The organism is Listeria sp. SHR_NRA_18, from assembly GCF_003856515.1.
Classification (GTDB): domain Bacteria; phylum Bacillota; class Bacilli; order Lactobacillales; family Listeriaceae; genus Listeria_A; species Listeria_A newyorkensis.
In genome coordinates this window covers 266001-282958 of record NZ_QPKR01000003.1, presented here as the reverse complement: position 1 = coordinate 282958, position 16958 = coordinate 266001, and the positions used below count along the sequence as shown (strand labels likewise).

The 16958-nt window shown below is 46.1% G+C and carries 11 protein-coding genes; 8 read left to right on the top strand and 3 right to left on the bottom strand.

Features of this window, described 5'->3' with window-relative positions:
* Positions 1-66 precede the first annotated feature (66 nt).
* From DUK53_RS06860 to DUK53_RS06830, 7 genes are all read left to right on the top strand, one after another.
* Positions 67-450, top strand: coding sequence for a GntR family transcriptional regulator (locus tag DUK53_RS06860; RefSeq protein ID WP_036132440.1), 384 nt, complete (start codon positions 67-69; stop codon positions 448-450).
* Positions 451-1338: an ATP-binding cassette domain-containing protein gene (locus tag DUK53_RS06855; protein WP_036132443.1), complete on the top strand. Its 888-nt coding sequence runs from the start codon at positions 451-453 to the stop codon at positions 1336-1338.
* A gap of 13 nt (positions 1339-1351) precedes the next feature.
* A complete protein-coding gene (locus DUK53_RS06850; RefSeq protein WP_036093006.1) occupies positions 1352-2440 on the top strand; it encodes an ABC transporter permease subunit in 1089 nt (362 codons plus the stop codon).
* Between the two features lie 10 nt (positions 2441-2450).
* Entirely contained in the window at positions 2451-3548 is a 1098-nt protein-coding gene (locus DUK53_RS06845; protein ID WP_036132446.1) for a hypothetical protein, read from the top strand.
* Between the two features lie 77 nt (positions 3549-3625).
* Complete coding sequence (locus DUK53_RS06840; RefSeq protein WP_036132450.1) at positions 3626-4285, top strand: DUF1129 domain-containing protein; 660 nt, start codon at positions 3626-3628, stop codon at positions 4283-4285.
* A 140-nt stretch (positions 4286-4425) separates the two neighbouring features.
* Positions 4426-5043 (top strand): NUDIX hydrolase, encoded by a 618-nt coding sequence (locus tag DUK53_RS06835; protein WP_036132451.1) that lies wholly within the window; start codon positions 4426-4428, stop codon positions 5041-5043.
* Between the two features lie 98 nt (positions 5044-5141).
* Positions 5142-5870 (top strand): MurR/RpiR family transcriptional regulator, encoded by a 729-nt coding sequence (locus DUK53_RS06830; protein WP_036093012.1) that lies wholly within the window; start codon positions 5142-5144, stop codon positions 5868-5870.
* Positions 5871-5912: 42 nt separating this feature from the next.
* On the opposite strand, the gene DUK53_RS06825 is transcribed toward DUK53_RS06830, so the two are convergent.
* The 3 genes from DUK53_RS06825 to DUK53_RS06815 all read right to left on the bottom strand — a co-directional run bounded on the left by DUK53_RS06825 (position 5913) and on the right by DUK53_RS06815 (position 9721).
* Positions 5913-6791 (bottom strand): ROK family protein, encoded by an 879-nt coding sequence (locus DUK53_RS06825; protein ID WP_036132453.1) that lies wholly within the window; start codon positions 6789-6791, stop codon positions 5913-5915.
* A gap of 12 nt (positions 6792-6803) precedes the next feature.
* On the bottom strand, positions 6804-8165 hold the full coding sequence (locus DUK53_RS06820) for a PTS sugar transporter subunit IIC (protein WP_036132455.1): 1362 nt from the start codon (positions 8163-8165) through the stop codon (positions 6804-6806).
* Between the two features lie 110 nt (positions 8166-8275).
* Positions 8276-9721, bottom strand: a complete 1446-nt coding sequence (locus DUK53_RS06815) for a glycoside hydrolase family 1 protein (RefSeq protein WP_036132458.1) — start codon at positions 9719-9721, stop codon at positions 8276-8278.
* Between the two features lie 575 nt (positions 9722-10296).
* On the opposite strand from DUK53_RS06815, the gene DUK53_RS06810 reads away from it, so the two are divergent.
* Positions 10297-16953: a DNRLRE domain-containing protein gene (locus DUK53_RS06810; RefSeq protein WP_052164972.1), complete on the top strand. Its 6657-nt coding sequence runs from the start codon at positions 10297-10299 to the stop codon at positions 16951-16953.
* The last annotated feature ends 5 nt before the right edge of the window (positions 16954-16958 follow it).

The following is a 16958-nucleotide window of genomic DNA, read 5'->3' as shown; positions in this document are numbered from 1 at the left end:
GTAATATAAATCTTTACTTTTAGAAGTGTACTAGTTATAATAGGACACATGAGGAGAGTGATGGGGATGTATACGTTAGATTCTCAAAGTCATGTTCCGATTTATGAGCAGATTGTAGCCTTAATCAAGGGCTATTGCATCAGTGGAGTCCTACAGCCAGGCGAAAAATTGATGAGTGTTCGTGAAATGTCGACGCATATTTTAGTGAATCCTAATACGGTTGGTAAGGCATACAAGGAGTTAGAGCGGCTGGGGATTATTGAGACCAAGCTTGGAAAAGGCTCGTATGTAGCGTATGCTAGTGATAATAGTCCGAATGAAGAGGCGCTTGCGTTATTTAGACAAAATTTAGAGGAATTAGTTTTGGAAGCGAATTATTTACGAATCGAGGAGCAGGAGCTGCAAGGTTTGGTGAGCGAATATTATACGAGCTTGGGAGGGGTGGAGTAGATGATTATCGATAGTGTCACGAAGCGGATTGAGGGCAATTTGGTATTGGAGGACATTTCTTTTGAGCTGAAGTCGGGTGAGATTACGGCGCTGATTGGACGGAATGGAGTTGGGAAAACGACGCTGTTCTCGATTATCGCGGGGATGTATTTGGCGGATGCGGGTCATGTGGCGATTGATGGGCAAGATTTACGCAAACATCCGGCGTTGAAGAAGAATATTTTCTTTTTGGAAGATAACATGAACTATTTTAATTCGTATAGTGTGAAGGCTGTTGTGAAAATTTATAAGAATGTTTACGCTACATTTGATGAGGAATTTTTTGATTCGTTGATGGAGCGTTTTGAATTGCCGAAAAAAGCGAAGGTGATGTCGTTTTCGAAGGGACGCAAGGCGTTATTTTTCATGATTTTGGCGTTTTCTTTGGATGTTCGTTATTTGTTGCTGGATGAGCCGATGGATGGGCTGGACGTGATTGTGAAGAAGCAGTTGTTGCAGTTTATTTTGGAGACGGTTGCGGATCGGAAAACGAGTGTGTTGATTGCCTCGCATCGCTTGGATGAGCTGGAAATGGTGGCGGATCGGGTGTTGGTTTTGAAGGGAACGACGCTGGAATTGGATTATTATTTGGAGTCGTTGCGTGACACGGCGTTGAAGATCCAGGTGGCGTTTAAGTCGAAGCATGTGCCTGTGTTTGTGAAAGAGGAATCAGAGCTTTTGCAGCGGAATGGGCGGATTTACACGTTGTTGGTGACGGAAAATACGGATGATTTCGTGAGCAAGGTTAGGATGGAAGAGCCGATTTTGTATCAGGAAATGGCGATTACGATTGAGGACGTTTTTACAATTCGATTGGCGGATGATAAGGTCGACTACTACGAGATTTGAGGGGTGAGGAGCATTGTTTAATAAGCATTTGTGGTTGAAGGAATGGCGCGGTGTGCGGTGGATTGTGGTTGTATTAATGCTGTTGTTTCTTTATGCGCAAACCGGTGGGCTTTACTCGGATACGGAGAGTTGGCAGTCGCAATATGACTATTTCCAATCGGATGGGTTTCAAAAAGAGCAAGAACAATCGCCGAGTGATGCAAAAATGACTCCGGAACAGGTCAAATCGAGTTTGACGTTGAACTATTTTACGACGGGATTTCCGGGTGATAAATTTTCGACGCAGTATACGATGTCTCAGTCCTATTTTGCGTTGAGTATTTTGGTGGTTATTCTGGGGCTGGCGATGGTTGGCTGGGAACGGTATACGCGAAAGGATCATTTTTCGTTGGCGGCGCCGTTTAAGCGTGGAAGTATGATTGGAACGAAGCTGCTGCTTGGTGGTTTGGCGATTACGGTGGGATATGGCATCAGCTTATGGCTGGGACTGTGGCATATGTTTCAGGTAATTCCGACTGAATATATTGACTTGGATATGCAAAAGGTGTATCTAGGATTAATCGGGAATTTGGGGACGTTTTTGTTGCTTTTTGTGGTGGCTGTTTTTGTGGGAACGGTAATGGGCGAGTTGCTGGCGACGGTTATTGCGATGCTTGTGATTACCATGATGCCGCGCTATCTTTATGTGGTTTGGTCGGTTTTGATGCAGCTGTTGTACCCTGATGTTGATGCAGAAAAATTGACGAATTGGACGTCGTATGCGAATGTATTTCTTGTTTTTGGGAATAGTGAGTTTGAGTATGGGCCTTTTATTTTGCAGCTGATTTTGCTTGTTTTGTTTGTAGTTGGGTCGGTGTTTTTCTATAAGCGGTATTCGATTGAGAATAATGGGAAGGTTTTGGCGTTCTCGTATTTGCGTATTCCGAGCGCGATTTTGATTTCGTTTGGTGGAGCTATTTTAGTCACGAATTTTTGGATGGGTGGCGGATCGGCGGATGGGCCTTCGTTGACGGGTTTTCTCATTATATGTATCGGGTCGTTTATTGGGTGCTTGGTGATTTGCTACATGGTGCTTTATAGAAATACGTGGATGCGGAGATAGGGGTGATTTTATGTGGCAAAAGGGATTGTGGTACAAGGAGTGGCGGGGAATCAGGTGGGTCGTTCCGCTTGTTTTTCTGGTGTTTTTGTTGGCGTTTTTTGTGGGATTGGTGAATGAAACGGAGGCTTGGAATAAGAGCCAGGCGCATTATAAGTCGGAGGATTTTCAGTTGGAACAGGAGCTTGATCCGGATTTTGCGATGACGAAACAGGAGATTCGGGACGATTTGACGGTGCGTTATTTGGCGTATGAGACGAAGTTATCGGATAAAGTGGATCAGTATACATATTTTTTCTTTAATTTTACGGTGAGTGTGCCGTTTACGTTGACGCTTGTTTTGGCGGTGATTCTTGGCATGTGTTCGGTGATTTTGGAGCGGTATACTCGTGGGAATCATTTCACAGCGGTGATGCCTTATTCTAAGAGGGCGATTCTAGGCGTGAAGGTGCTGCTTGGTTTTGCGGTCATTACGGTGAGTTATTTTGTGAGTTTGGGGCTTGGTGTGTGGTATTTTACGTCTCAGGTACCGGCAGAGTTCGTTGATTTTCACCAGCAAAAATTAATCATGGATGTGCTGGGAAGTTGGCTGGCGTATTTGTTGTTGTTTTTGTTGCCGATTGTTGTGGGTTATGTGATTGGTTCGCCGCTGGGTGGTATTTTGGTGACGGCTGGCTTGGTGTTATTGCCGAGTACGATTTTGGCGTTTGTGGCTCATATTGAAAATTTTATGCACAAAGATATGTCGGGAAATTTGGCGTATTGGAGTGATTATTGTCGGATTTTGGAGCCGCTGGGATTCATTCGGCCGGCTTATGGACCGCTTATTTTGCAAGTGGGATTATTGGTTGGAGCGCTGGTTTTCGCGGGTGTTGTTGCGGAACGTGAGTCGCTTGAAACGAATGGGAGATTATTTGTTTTCCTCAAAATGCGGGCATGGGGAATTGGGATTGCAGCAATTTTGATTGGGATGTTCGTGGCGAATATGGTTCAGGACTTCGTGAAATTGACTGGAACGGCTGGTTTTGTCGGGTTCTTGGTGATTTTTGGTGTGAGTGTGGTTGGTTCTGTGTTTGTGGGGATTCGGTTTGTTTACGGGAAACGTTTGTAATTTTTCATAAATATATTTCTACTGGGATGTATATTGGGTTATAATAGAGGTAGTATGTTTGAGGGAGGATTTTATCGGTGACAACAGAAGCAGAAACAGTGAAGCCTGAGATTGGCGAGATGAAGGCGAATTTGACGAAGCGTAACTTGCAATATGTTCAGGAAGTGGAGAAGCATCTTCGCGAAACGGGGCAATATGGTGAGGAGCAACAGGCGAATTTGATCTATGAAATGGTGGAGAAAGTGCTTGAGAATCAGAAACAAGGTGTGACGGCTCGGAAATTATTCGACGTGACACCTACGGAATATGTGAAAGCTTTGACTGTAAAAGCAGCGCCAGTTGGTGAAACGGCTGGGAAATGGTGGATTGCGCTGGATGGCGGCTTGCTCGTACTTGGTGCGATGATGCTGATCAGTGGTGTGAGCGCGATTTTTCAAGGGCAGACACTTGGCTTGGCCGTGCTATTCGTGACGTTCCTTGTCGGTGGTGGTGCGATGATGGTATTGCGTAAATACGCGGGTGCCATGCGTCAAGGTGAGAAGGGCGGAACGTGGAAGTATCTCGTGATCGCGATGGTGGTTATTCTTGTGTGGATGACGATTATGACAGTCGTGCAGGTGGTTGTTCCGGCGAACTGGAATTATGAAATGGATCCGTATCCTATGGTTATTGTTGGGGCAGCGCTGTTGGCGTTACGTTTCTACTTGAAGAGAAAGAAAAATATACCGAATTTATAAATGATGTTGATGCTGTTTCTTGAATAGGAGCAGCATCTTTTATTGTTGGGTTGTTCGAAATAAAATGAGTTACAACCCCAATGTAAGCGTGAGTAAAGCGAACGGTTAATCCATACCATATCAAACATGAAAGGGTGATTATGATGGTAGAAAAGTTGAAAATATTTAATCTGGAGCATCAGCAAATTGGGACGGCGAGCCGAGATGACGTGCATCACAAAGGTTTGTGGCATGAGACGTTTCATTGTTGGTTTGTGTCGGAGGATTTGACGCGGATTTTTATTCAGTATCGGAGTGAGCGGAAAAAGGATTTTGCGGGGCTGTATGATATTACGGCGGCGGGGCATTTGACGGAGGATGAGACGGTTTTAGATGGGATTCGTGAGGTGAAGGAGGAGCTTGGTGTTGATGTGGCTTTTGATGCGTTGGTATCGCTTGGTGTGATTGATACGAGCTATGTTTCACCGGGATTTGTGGATCGGGAGTTTTGCCATGTGTTTTTGTATCGATTTGCTGGGAATTTGGCGGATTTCAGGTTGCAGGAGGAAGAGGTCGGTGGAATGGTGACGGCGAATTTGCAGGAATTTCGGGCATTTTTTAAAGGGGAGTCGGACGGGCTTCGTGTGGAGGGATTTAAGTTGCGCGATGCTGGGATTGAGGTTGTGAATGAGGTGCTGGGGATGCGTCAGTTCACGTTGGAAGAGAATAATTATTATGGGAAATTAGTGAACGCGATGGAGTTGCGGGGAATATTATAGGAATGTTTGATTATTTCCCGGGAAATAACGGCTAGCTTTTCATTTTGGAATATGACATAATGAAGTCGTGAAACCTTTAGTTGAAAGGGTGGTAATGGATGTTTCCTTATGAAATTGTGAGTAAGTTTACTGAGACGGAGATGCATTTATACAGATACATAATGGATAATTCTGAAAAAGTGATGTACATGCGGGTGCGTGAATTGGCGGATGAAACGCATGTCTCGGCTGCTTCGATTGTCCGTTTTACGAGGAAGCTTGGCTATGATGGTTTTTCGGAGTTTAAGGTGCAGTTGAAACAGGCATCGAAGGAGAAAACGAGGACAAAAACGGCGGATACGATTGAAGTTTTGGAGGAGTTTTTTGAGCGAACGTTGCGTCGGGATTATGATGTGAGTTTGGATAAGGCTGTCGACATTATTGATGATGCGCAGTTGGTTGTGTTTGTGGGGATCGGGACGTCGGGAATTCTCGCGGAATATGGCTCGCGGTTTTTCTCGAATTTGCAGAAGCGGACGTTTTACATTAAGGACCCGTTTTACCCGAACGCGGCGCAGCAGTTTGATAATGCGGTGATGGTGATTTTGTCGGTTTCGGGTGAGACGCCGCAGGTTATTTTGCAGGCGCAGAACATGAAGCAGTACGGGAGCAAGATTATCAGCATTACGAATTCTAGCAAAAATACGTTGGCGGGTTTGTCGGATGTGAATATTCCTTACTTTGTGACGCAGGAAATGATTCATGAGACGAATATTACGACGCAGATTCCAGTGTTGTTTTTGCTGGAGGCAATGGCGAAGAAGACGTATAATCGGCACCAAATATAAATAAGGCGGAAAATTCCTAATCTGGAGTTTTCCGCCTTATTTTTAGATTTCTGTTAACAACAAATGATGATATACTGCGCCGAGTAGACCGGCTTGGTTTTTGTGTGAGACGAGTTCGAGTTCGGTGTCACGTAGATCGAAGAAGGCCATGTGATGTTTAAGCTCGTCTAGGAACGTTGGCCGGTCGGTGATGCCGCCGCCGATGAAGATGTGGCTCGGATCGAAGCAGTAAATCAGGTTGTATAGGCCGGTGCAAAGGCCGTTGTAGAAGTCGTGAATCAGTTTCCCAGCGATTGGGTCGTGATTGTCGTACGCTGCGAAAATTTCTTCACCAGTGACTTCGTTTAGGTTTTTGCCTGTATGTGCGGCGTATTGGCGACGCAAAACGAGTAGCGTAGTGGTTTGGTTCATTGTATAGTTACCGGGTTCGTAGCTGCCAGGTCGGTCGCTGAATAGGTAACCGAACTCGCCGGCACGAAACCGGGAACCGCTGTACAGTTTGCTGTCGATGAAAATGCCGCCACCGATGCCTGTTCCGATTGTCATGCAGAGAAAATTGTCCAAGTCTTGCGCGCCACCAAGCCATTTTTCGCAAAGGGCTACGCAATTGGCGTCATTTTCAACGGTGACTGGAAGGCCGGTTTTTTCTTCTAAGTATTCGCGAATGGGAAAATTATCGAAGGCACGGATTGCGCCACCCATCGTGATAAAACCAGTTTTTGGATTGATGTAGCCGGGCGCGCTGATTGCAACGCCCGCCACATCGTGTTTTTTCGTATACTCTGAAATCCCTGCTAATATCAGTTCACCGTCAAAATCAGGGATTGTCATTTTTTCGTGTTGGAGAATATCGCCTTCACTCGAAACAAGTCCCATTTTCAAGGTTGTTCCGCCGATATCAAAAGCTGCAATGGTTTTCAAATTTTTCAACTCCTATTTTTCAGTTGCTGTTGCGGATTCCATTGCGTTCGCGTCCATTTGCGCGTCACTTGCCGCGACTTTGTTGGATACGAGTACGAATGGTAGGTAACAGATGGTCGCGACGGCCAAACAGAGCAGTCCGACGAGCAGTGCCAGCCAATTTCCTCCGGTGCCTAGGAACGGAATCAGTGGGCCTGGTGTTGTCCAAGGTACTTGATACGCGACTGGCGGAATAATTTTAAAGTGAATGAAGAAGTAACCGATTAGCGTGTTGATCGCTGGAACAAAGATGAACGGAATAACCATGATCGGATTCAGCACGATTGGAAGACCGAAAATAACTGGTTCGTTAATGTTGAACAAGCCTGGCGCAATCGATAGTTTCGCGATATCACGGTGATCGGCACGTTTAGAAGCGAAGAAAATCGCAATCAAAAGACCGAGCGTCATTCCGGAACCACCATAGTTCGCAAAAGCGTCATTTAGACCTGCCCAAGTTGTTGGGTAAGGCGCGCCCCATGCGGAACCGTGCTGTGCTACATAGTTCAAGTTTGCCAAGTTAGGCTCTGTGAAAATGGTATCGCGGATCGCAGCAATCGTGTTCGGACCGTGAATCCCGAGAACCCATAGTAAGTTGGAAATAAATCCAAGTAATAGGACAGAATAAATATTCGTACCCATGTCTTTAAGTGGCGATTGAATAACCGTATAAACGAGGTCATGCAAGCCTTCTGGAGCGATTAATGTGATCAAGTAGTTCAAAACAGAGAACAAGATCATCACGAGAATAACTGGAATCAAAACTTTGAAAGAACGCGAAACGGCTGGTGGCACTTGGGCTGGCATTTTGATGGTAAGTCTCGGCGCACGTGCAAGACGGCTGAACACTTCCCCAGTGATGATACCAACGATTAGCGCTACGAATAGGCCCTGCGCTCCTAGGAATTTTGTAGTCATGTATGCTTGGTTTTCGACAACAAGATACGGCGTGTAGATGATGAAAAACGCACCGATCGCTGTCAAACCACATAAAAGATCATCCTGTTGGAAAAATATTGCGAGATTCCGTGCTACTAAAAAGGTGATAAGTATGGCCATAATATTGGTGGAACCTTGCAGTACCGGCGCAAAAATCGCTTGAGCCTCCGCGAGATTCGGGAAAATCTTACCTAAGAATAGGATTTTAGCGATGAAACCATCTGGACTAAGCACTGCGAAGTTGATTAAAAGGATAATTGACCCTGCCATGATTAAAGGAAAAACTAAAATAAATGCATCACGAATCGCAGCAATATGCCGCTGTGAATTCAATTTGTTGGCAACTGGTACTAGCGCTTTCTCCATTCCGTGTTCGAACTTTGTCATTAAACTCATAAAATGAACCTCCCATTTTTGAAAAAACGTTTGTGAACGCTCTCTTTGATTAGTGTAACCAAGTTTGCGAAACGCATTTGGGGTACGCCTCGCAAACCTGACTCCCAATTTTACTCTTTAATCAAATTTGCCCCATTTTCTTCAATCGTCTTTTTATACCAATAGAAACTGTCTTTTTTGTATCGTGCTAACTCTTTTTCATCATTTTCATCACGGTCTACATAGACGAAGCCGTAACGTTTTTGATAGCCGTTGAGCCAGCTGAGTAGATCTGTGAACGACCATGTGCAGTAGCCAAGCATTTCCACGCCATCGGTAATTGCTTCTTGAATCGCAATGGAATGGGCGCGAATGTAGTCGATGCGGTACTCGTCATGGATTTCGTTTCCTTCTTCTAATGTATCATATTCGCCGAGCCCGTTCTCAGTAATAAGTATCGGTAAACGGTAACGACTCGCGATACGGCGAAGGCCAACGCGAAGACCGGTCGGATCGATATCCCAATCCCAGTTGGTTTTTTCAAGGTATGGATTATTAACATGACGGTAAACGCCAGGAAGTCCGCTCTCTTGTGTAGAGCCTTTTTCACCGGTCGTATTCATTTTACCAACGCCAACACCATCCAGCGGGTTCGCCGCGTTCGTCATTGTGCGGTAATAATTGACGCCCATGAAATCCGGTTTTCCTTTTTTGAGAAGTTCGGTGTCGCCAGGTTCAACTTCCGGTGCAAAACCGTTTTCCTCGAGCCAATTCCAAACCGCGATCGGATATTCGCCCCATGTGTAGACGTCCATCCAAAGGTGCGCGTTGAATTCCTCGCTGTTATCAGCCGCTAACGCGTTCTCCGGTTTGCCGTCAATCGCGTAATTCGGTCCGTAGGCAAAACTTGGGCCGATTTTGCCGTCCATGCCTAGTTCGCGGAATTTTGCGATGGCTGATGCGTTGGAGAGGTTGGCAATGTGATTCGCTTGGAACATCCGTTTGTCGTCGGTCAGGCCGGGCGGGTGTAGCGCCAATTTGTAGCCGTGCGAGATGAAGACGTTCTGTTCGTTCAGCGTCACCCAGTATTTGACGCGATCGCCGTAGCGCTTGAAGCAAACCTCAGCGTAATCGGTGAAATCTTGGATGATGCGACGCGATTCCCAGCCGCCGTACTCATCTTGAATGGCTTGCGGAATATCCCAATGGTAAAGCGTGATAACCGGCGTAATGTTGTTTGCTACGAGCTCATCAACGAGTGCGTCGTAAAACGCGAGACCAGCTTCGTTTGCTTCGCCGTGGCCTTTCGGGAAGATACGACTCCACGCGATGGAGAACCGGTAAGCCTTCAGACCTTGTTCAGCCATCAGCGCAACGTCCTCTTTAAAACGGTGATAGTGATCGACTGCCACATCGCCGTTCGTTCCTTTAAAAGTTTTGCCAGGAATGCGGACAAATTCATCCCAGACAGACGGGCCTTTACCCTCTGTGTCCCAAGCACCTTCGACCTGATAAGCCGCAGACGCCGAGCCCCAAAGAAAATCCTTTGGGAATGGTTTTAACGTTTTGTGTTGCATAATGCACCTCCGAAAAATTATCGAGCTTGATTAGAAAGCAGTTTTGCGAGCTTTCTGTATAGATTAAATGTAAACGGTTTCGGGTCGGATGTAAATATGATTTGGTGAATTGGGTTGATGTTTCAGTGAGTTGGAATATGTTTCATGTGGGAAACGCCTTGTTTCATATGAGGGGATAATATCCAATATTTAGGGTGGGTATCGGCGTTCAGGACCAAAAAACAAGCGTTTAGGACTAAAACGGTTTTTCGATTATTTTTTGTGATAGAATTTACATCGGTATCAAAAGTATCAATTTCAATTTGGGAGACTTTTGGTATTTACAAAACAAACATTTGTTCGTATAATGGGTAAGAGATCAGGAAAGGTGGGGATGCCGTCTTGGAGGGCTTTATGGGGAGTATAGCTGAATTGAGTAAATTTATAGTTAGAAATACTAGAAAAGAATAATTTTTTAGAAAAAAACGATAAAAAGCATTGTTTTCCAATAATCGATATGATATCTTGGAGTTTGGTGAAAGCGTTCACCAAAATGAGATGGTAAGAAAAAATACAAAAAGCGGAGGAGTTTTTACATGAAGATTTTGCTTAAAAAGGGATTGTTAGTGTGGTTGGTTTTTGCATTGGTTATTTCAACATTGCCAGCATTTGAGCCACGCGCGGAGGAAACAAAGGGAGATGTGGCACCAACACCGAAAACGACGGCGGAAGCGAAGCCGGTGGAATTGGTCGAGGAACGCACGGAGAATGAGATTGTGTATGATAATCAGAACGGTTCTTTCACGAAACAGATTTTTACGGAGCCGGTGAATGTGAAGGAAGATGGCGAGTGGGAGCGGGTTTCGAACGACTTGGTGACGACGGATGAGGACGTTATTGAGGCGGAACGGACGGAAATCCAAGCGCAATTCCTACCGAGGATGGAAAAAGGGAAATATAGTACTTTTGGAGAGGGAAACGAAGCGATTACGTTTGGTTTTGAATCTGCGGAAGGTGAGAAGGAAAAAACGGCTGTGACGGACGTGGAAGCGAGCGTCGACGGCAATGAAGCGCGATTTAAAGAGGTGTTACCGAACACGGATTTGCGGAATTTGCATTTTAACACGTCTGTGAAGGAAGACATCGTGGTTAGTGAATATAATGGATTTAATACGTATAATTTCCGATTGGACACGAAATTGAAAGTGGAACAATTGGAGGACGGCTCGATCAGCTTTACGAATCGCAAGGGCGCGGTGGTTTTTGAATTGCCGAAGCCGGTGATGTCGGACTCGAAAATCGATGATAAATCGGGCATCGCGGTGAGTTCGGATGCGGTGGAATTCAAGCTGGAGGCGTTGACGAGTACGGTTTATTCGTTGCAAGTGGTGGCGGATGCGGACTGGTTGAAGGCGCCGGACCGGGTGTATCCGGTGTATATTGATCCGAGTGTGCAGTTGAAAAAGGTGACGGATGCGCATATTGCGAGTGCTTACCCGACGGCGAATTATTCGGGAAGCAAGTTGTGGGACGCGGGTCAGGGCGAGTATACGTTGTCGGTTGGTCAATATGATGGCACGACGGGGATTAATTACGCGTATATTAAGCCAGATGTGTCGTCGCTCGCGAAGGCTTCGATTGAATCGGCGACGTTTAAGGCGTATGCAAAATGGCATTACTATCCAGCATCGCCGAACTTGGTGAAATTGGATGAGGTGAAGAGTGCCTGGACGCCGGGTGCGGTGACGTGGAATACGAAACCGACAGCGACGAATATTGCGGAGACGAATGTTGGACGTGATCAGTGGGCCAGTTTTAACGTGAAAGATACGGTGCAGGCATGGGCGCAGGGCACGCGGGTGAACTACGGCTTCATGATGCACACGACGAACACGCAAGGTTTCTGGAAAAAGTTCACAGCGACGGAAACGGGTACGAATGTGCCGTATTTGGAAGTGACGTATACGTATGCAAAACCGGAAAAAGCGGTTGCGAAAACGTATTCGAATGGACCGGGTACTGGCACGGGGTACATGGACTTGACGTGGAATGCGGTGCCGGGCGCGACGGGATACCGACTATTGATTTGGAATGGTTACAATTATGAGCATATCCCAGTTGGGAATGTGACCACTTGGACATCGAAAGGGAAGAAAATATTCCCGACACAGGCGGAAATGGAGGAAGGTGACTTTGAGTTCCATACGGATGGAAAAGGTTCGGAGTTCGCGAATGATCCACGAGAGCTCTACGACAATGGCTATCAAGCAGGTAGTACCGCGGATTACCGGAATCGACAGAGCTATATCGTACGTGTTTTAGCGACATTCCCAGGTGGGGATAGCCCGACATCAGATGTTACGGATGTGTATATGCCAATCGAGACGCCGGCAGCACCGACAGGTAAGGCTTATGCCAACTTGGCGGGTACGAATACAGGCTATGTACAGGTAAACTGGGCACCTGTTGCGAATGCGGAAGGGTATATCGTGACGATGTTCGACGGGAAAAAGGATGTCGAATTTGATGTTGGAAATAAGACGAGTTGGACGACGCAGAATAAAGGGCTATGGCCGACAAATGCAGAGATTGCAGCTGGCGGTTGGGCATTGCATACGGATGGAAAGGGTGCGGAATTAGCGCAAGATCCGTCACCTGTGTATACCAATTCTGGCGGGACATTAGGTCATTTGAAAACCTACGCTTTCCGAGTGAAGGCCTACACAAAAACTGGAAAACAAGCGATCAGCGCCATTTCTGGAATTTATAAGCCGACGATTCCACTTGTTGGTTCGCAGCAAGGCATGGTGGATTATTGGACATCGATTCCTGTTATTGGCGGCGAAGTCAATGCGACAAATGGAAATTTCTTGTTTAGCGAGACAGATTTCGAGCTTGAAGGACGCGGACCGAGCATTAATATTAGCCGAACGTTTAATAGCCAGAATGACCAAGTCGGATTGTTCGGAAAAGGCTGGACGAGTACGCTGGAAACGCGCGTCGCAGAACAGGCAAATGGCGATGTCATGTTGTATGAATCCGATAATAAAACGCAATTGTTTATGAAAACGGGCACGACGTATGAGGCGCCTGCGGGTGTTTATAGCGAACTGACGAAAACTGCGACGGGCTTTTTGATGGTGGAGCAGGATAAATCTGAAGTGGCGTTTAACGCGGCGGGACAACTTTTGACGGAGAAGGATCCGAATGGGAACGTGTTGACGTATACCTACGCGAGTGGGAAGTTGACGGGGATCACGGATGCGTCTGGTCGGAAGGTGAGCGTGACTTACAACGGTGCGCAGATTTCGAAGGTGACAGGACCGGAAAACCGTGATGTGACGTTTACGTATGATGCGCAGAAGCAGTTGACGGCATCGACGACACCGCGCGGGAAGGCGTATCGTTATGGCTACACGGATGGCTTGTTGACGGCGATTTATGATCCGAAGCACACGGAAGCGACGCCGTATCAGACAACGTACGCATACACAGATAAGAAACTGGTGAAGGTGACGGATCCAGTGGGTAAAGCGACGACGCTGAGCTATGCGCCTGAGAAGCGTGAGGCGACGCTGGTGAACGCGAAAGGCAAGAAGACGGTTTATACCTACAATCAGGCGGGAAATCCCGAGAAAGTGGTTGTGGACGCGGATGGCTTGAAGTTGAGCACGACGACGAGCTATGAGGCAAATAACCTGATCAAAGAAGTAAGTCCAAAAGGGCAAGAAGAGACGTATACGTATGACGCGGACGGGAATGTGACGTCGGTGACCGATCCTTATGGGACGGAGAATTATACGTATAATGAGAATAATGACGTGATTTCTGCAACAGACACGGAGAATCGCGAAACAACCACAGCTTACAGTGGTGCGGATGCGGTATCCGAGACAACCCAAACGGAAGCAAATATGTCTTCGGTGACGCAATACGATGCATACGGGAATCCAATAAGTGGAAGTGGCGATTTGTCCGTCGCTGGGAATTTACTACTGAACAGTGGTTTTGAAAGTGGCACCGCGCTTACGAATTGGAAAATGATTCAGAGCAATGCGACGGGCGGCTTGAGTTTTGATAGTGCCGAAAAAGCACCGGGAGCTCTAGGCGGAAGCGGCGCGGTTAAGATTACGAGTGAAGGTGCCAATACGGAAAAAGGCTACACCGCAGCGACGCAATATGTGGATGTCGAGCCAGAAACGACGTACACGCTGAGTGCCTATATCAAGACTGCAAATATGGCAAATGCGGACGCGATTCTGATTACACGCTCCCAAACAGCGGCCAGTAAAGACGTGACAGATGGTGCGGTATGGAATTCCAATCGAGCGGCTTCGATTCAAGGAAATAGGGGCTGGGTGAAGCGTCAACTGACTTTTACGACCACAAAAGAAACTAACAAAGTTTTGGTGTACTTGGATAGTGAGCAAACGGTTGGCAGCAAAGGAAAAGGCACCGTTTGGTATGACAATGTGCAACTGGAAAAAGGCAGTATTGCGTCAACCTACAATCCACTAGTAAATAACAGCGTCGAGAAGAGTACAGAGCTGACGGCGGATGGCTGGGTACGCGCAGGAAATAGCGCCTTAACCGCGATGCGTATCACGGACGAAGAAGGATTCAGTGGCAATAGTTCGGTGCTTCATGAACGCAAAACGAGCGCAGAAGCCAATGCCTTTTTGAGACAAACCGTGGCATTGAACCAGACGACAGCCAAAGCCGTGACGATTACCGGTATGTCGAAATCGGAGAACGCCAAAGCAAGTGGTACCAGCAAGTTAAGCGATGACTACGCGCTATGGGCCGATGTAAGGTACACCGATGGCACCAACGAATATGTCCGTGCGAAATTCCCGCTAGGCACCAACGATTGGAATCGAAGCGCGGTGGTGGTGAAAGCGAAGAAACCGATTCAAACGGTGATGTTGTCCACGATGTTCCAAAACAGTGCGACAGGAAAAGCTTGGTTTGACGACGTACGTATTTTAGACGGCGAAGTGATGACGGAAAACACGTATGACGCGAGTGGCAATTACGTTGTGGCTTCCTATGACGAGGAAAATCGCAAAACGAGCTTCACGTATGATGTATATGGCAATAAACTTACTGAAACCGATGAAAAAGGCAACACGAAGAAACTCGAGTATAACGTCGATAATCAATTGACGAAAACAACGCTGGCGAATGGGACAGCGGTTGCCTACAAGTATGATGACAACAGCAATACCACAGAGAAATTCGTAACGGCAGATGGCAAAGAACAACAAAATAGTTACGCGTACGATAGCGACAACAAAGTCACGCAATTTACAGATGCCTTAGGTCGCAAAATCAGCTACGAATACGACGCCAATGGGAATGAAACTAAAGTCACGAAACCAAACGGCGACACCATCGAAAGCATCTACGACTCGGCCGATCGTGCAACAGGCGTGAAATGGAATGGTCAAACCGCTTTCAGTTTCCAATTTGACCCGAATGGCAATGAAACAAAAGTGACCGACGCCCTATCTGGTACGGTACGCGATAAAGCATATGACGACGCCGATCGCATCACCAAACAAACCGAGCGTGGGGGTAGTGTTTCCTGGACATATAAAGACAAACCAAGCAAAGACAATAAAGGAAAAACCGACAAAATCAATGAAGTCATCGTTTCTCATGGTGCGCATAATTATAAAGCAACGTATGATTACAATGCTTTGGACCAAAATACCAAATTTAACGATGGTTCTCGTAACTATTATCTCGATTACGATGAATTTGGAAACGTCAGCCAATATATCAATGGGAACGGTGTTGGAACGAACTTCAACTATGATGCGACGCAAAAAGTAAGCGAAATTCAAATCGGAAACAAGCTGGGCGATAGTCTTTTTGAAGAAAGTTACACCTATGATGCAGCAAGTAACCGAACCACGATTGACAATAAGAAAGCGGGTAAAACCAGTTACGAATATGACGCGATCAACCAGCTGACCAAAGAAACACTACCAGATGGTACCGTCAAAGCCTACACCTACGATGGTTTTGGCAATCGCACAAAAGTGACAGATTCAGGCAAGACAAAAGCTATCGATGCAAGTTATAATGATGGTAACCAACTAACCATGTGGAATGGCGACAAACTAACTTACGATACAAATGGAAATCGCCTAAGTGATGGGAAATACACGTATACATGGGACACCGCAGACCAGCTAACAGCCATTACGAAAAAAGGCGAAACAGCACCATTCGCCACGTATAAATACGATGACGATAACCGTCGTATTGAAAAAACAGTCAATGGACAAACAACCAAGTATTACTACGATGGCGATAGTATTGATGTGCTGTATGAAACAGACGGTGCAGGAACGGTGCAACGCCAATATGTCTATTCTGATAGTAACGTTCGCATGGCAATGAAAGTTGGTACAAAAACAGTCTTCTATCACTACAACGCGCATGGCGATGTGGTTGCCCTGACGAATGAAGCAGGCGACTTGGTGGCAGAATACAGCTACGATACATGGGGCAATGTCCTACAAGCAACCGAAACAACCAATGAAGCCAAACAAAACCCGTTCGGCTATGCTGGATATACGTACGACAAAGAAATCGGTATGTACTACTTGATGGCTCGTTATTATGAACCAGAACAAGGTGTCTTTATCAGTGTGGATCCAGATCCAGGTGATGAAGATGACCCGTTAACCATGAATAGCTATAACTATGCCCAAAATAATCCTGTTATGCATATTGATCCAGATGGTCACTGGATATGGCTTACAATCAATGCTGGATTTGCGATATATGATGGATATAAGTCATATAAAAAATATAAGAGTTGGAAAAAAGCAGGTTGGGCCGCAGCCAAGGGAGCTATGGGTGGTGGAAAGTTCAAATTACTAAGAAAAGCAAGTAGCGGTGTGAAATATATTGGAAAACTTAAGCCGGCTTTTAAAGTGAGAAAAAATTATATGACTCCAGGACGTCATGCAAATGGTTCTATACCAGCCAAGAGTAAGAGCTCTAGATTAAATAAAGGACCAAGAGCGCAACTTGAGTCTATAGCTCGTAAAAGTGGCTGCCATAGTTGTGGTGCTATGAAATCTGGGACTAAATCTGGTAGATTTATAGCCGATCATCAGCCACCTAATGCACTAGCAGGGGGAAGAAAACAGAGATTTTATCCACATTGCACAAAATGCTCATCAAAACAAGGTGCACAAGTAAACAGATATAAAAAATTTAAATTACGCAGGTAGGTGAT

What these genes read in the sequence shown, in the direction of transcription:
- DUK53_RS06860 (WP_036132440.1), top strand. Translation starts at nt 67, where the DNA reads ATGTATACGTTAGATTCTCAAAGTCATGTTCCGATTTATGAGCAGATT.
- DUK53_RS06855 (WP_036132443.1), top strand. Translation starts at nt 451, where the DNA reads ATGATTATCGATAGTGTCACGAAGCGGATTGAGGGCAATTTGGTATTG.
- DUK53_RS06845 (WP_036132446.1), top strand. Translation starts at nt 2,451, where the DNA reads ATGTGGCAAAAGGGATTGTGGTACAAGGAGTGGCGGGGAATCAGGTGG.
- DUK53_RS06835 (WP_036132451.1), top strand. Translation starts at nt 4,426, where the DNA reads ATGATGGTAGAAAAGTTGAAAATATTTAATCTGGAGCATCAGCAAATT.
- DUK53_RS06830 (WP_036093012.1), top strand. Translation starts at nt 5,142, where the DNA reads ATGTTTCCTTATGAAATTGTGAGTAAGTTTACTGAGACGGAGATGCAT.
- DUK53_RS06820 (WP_036132455.1), bottom strand. Translation starts at nt 8,165, where the DNA reads ATGAGTTTAATGACAAAGTTCGAACACGGAATGGAGAAAGCGCTAGTA.
- DUK53_RS06815 (WP_036132458.1), bottom strand. Translation starts at nt 9,721, where the DNA reads ATGCAACACAAAACGTTAAAACCATTCCCAAAGGATTTTCTTTGGGGC.
- DUK53_RS06810 (WP_052164972.1), top strand. Translation starts at nt 10,297, where the DNA reads ATGAAGATTTTGCTTAAAAAGGGATTGTTAGTGTGGTTGGTTTTTGCA.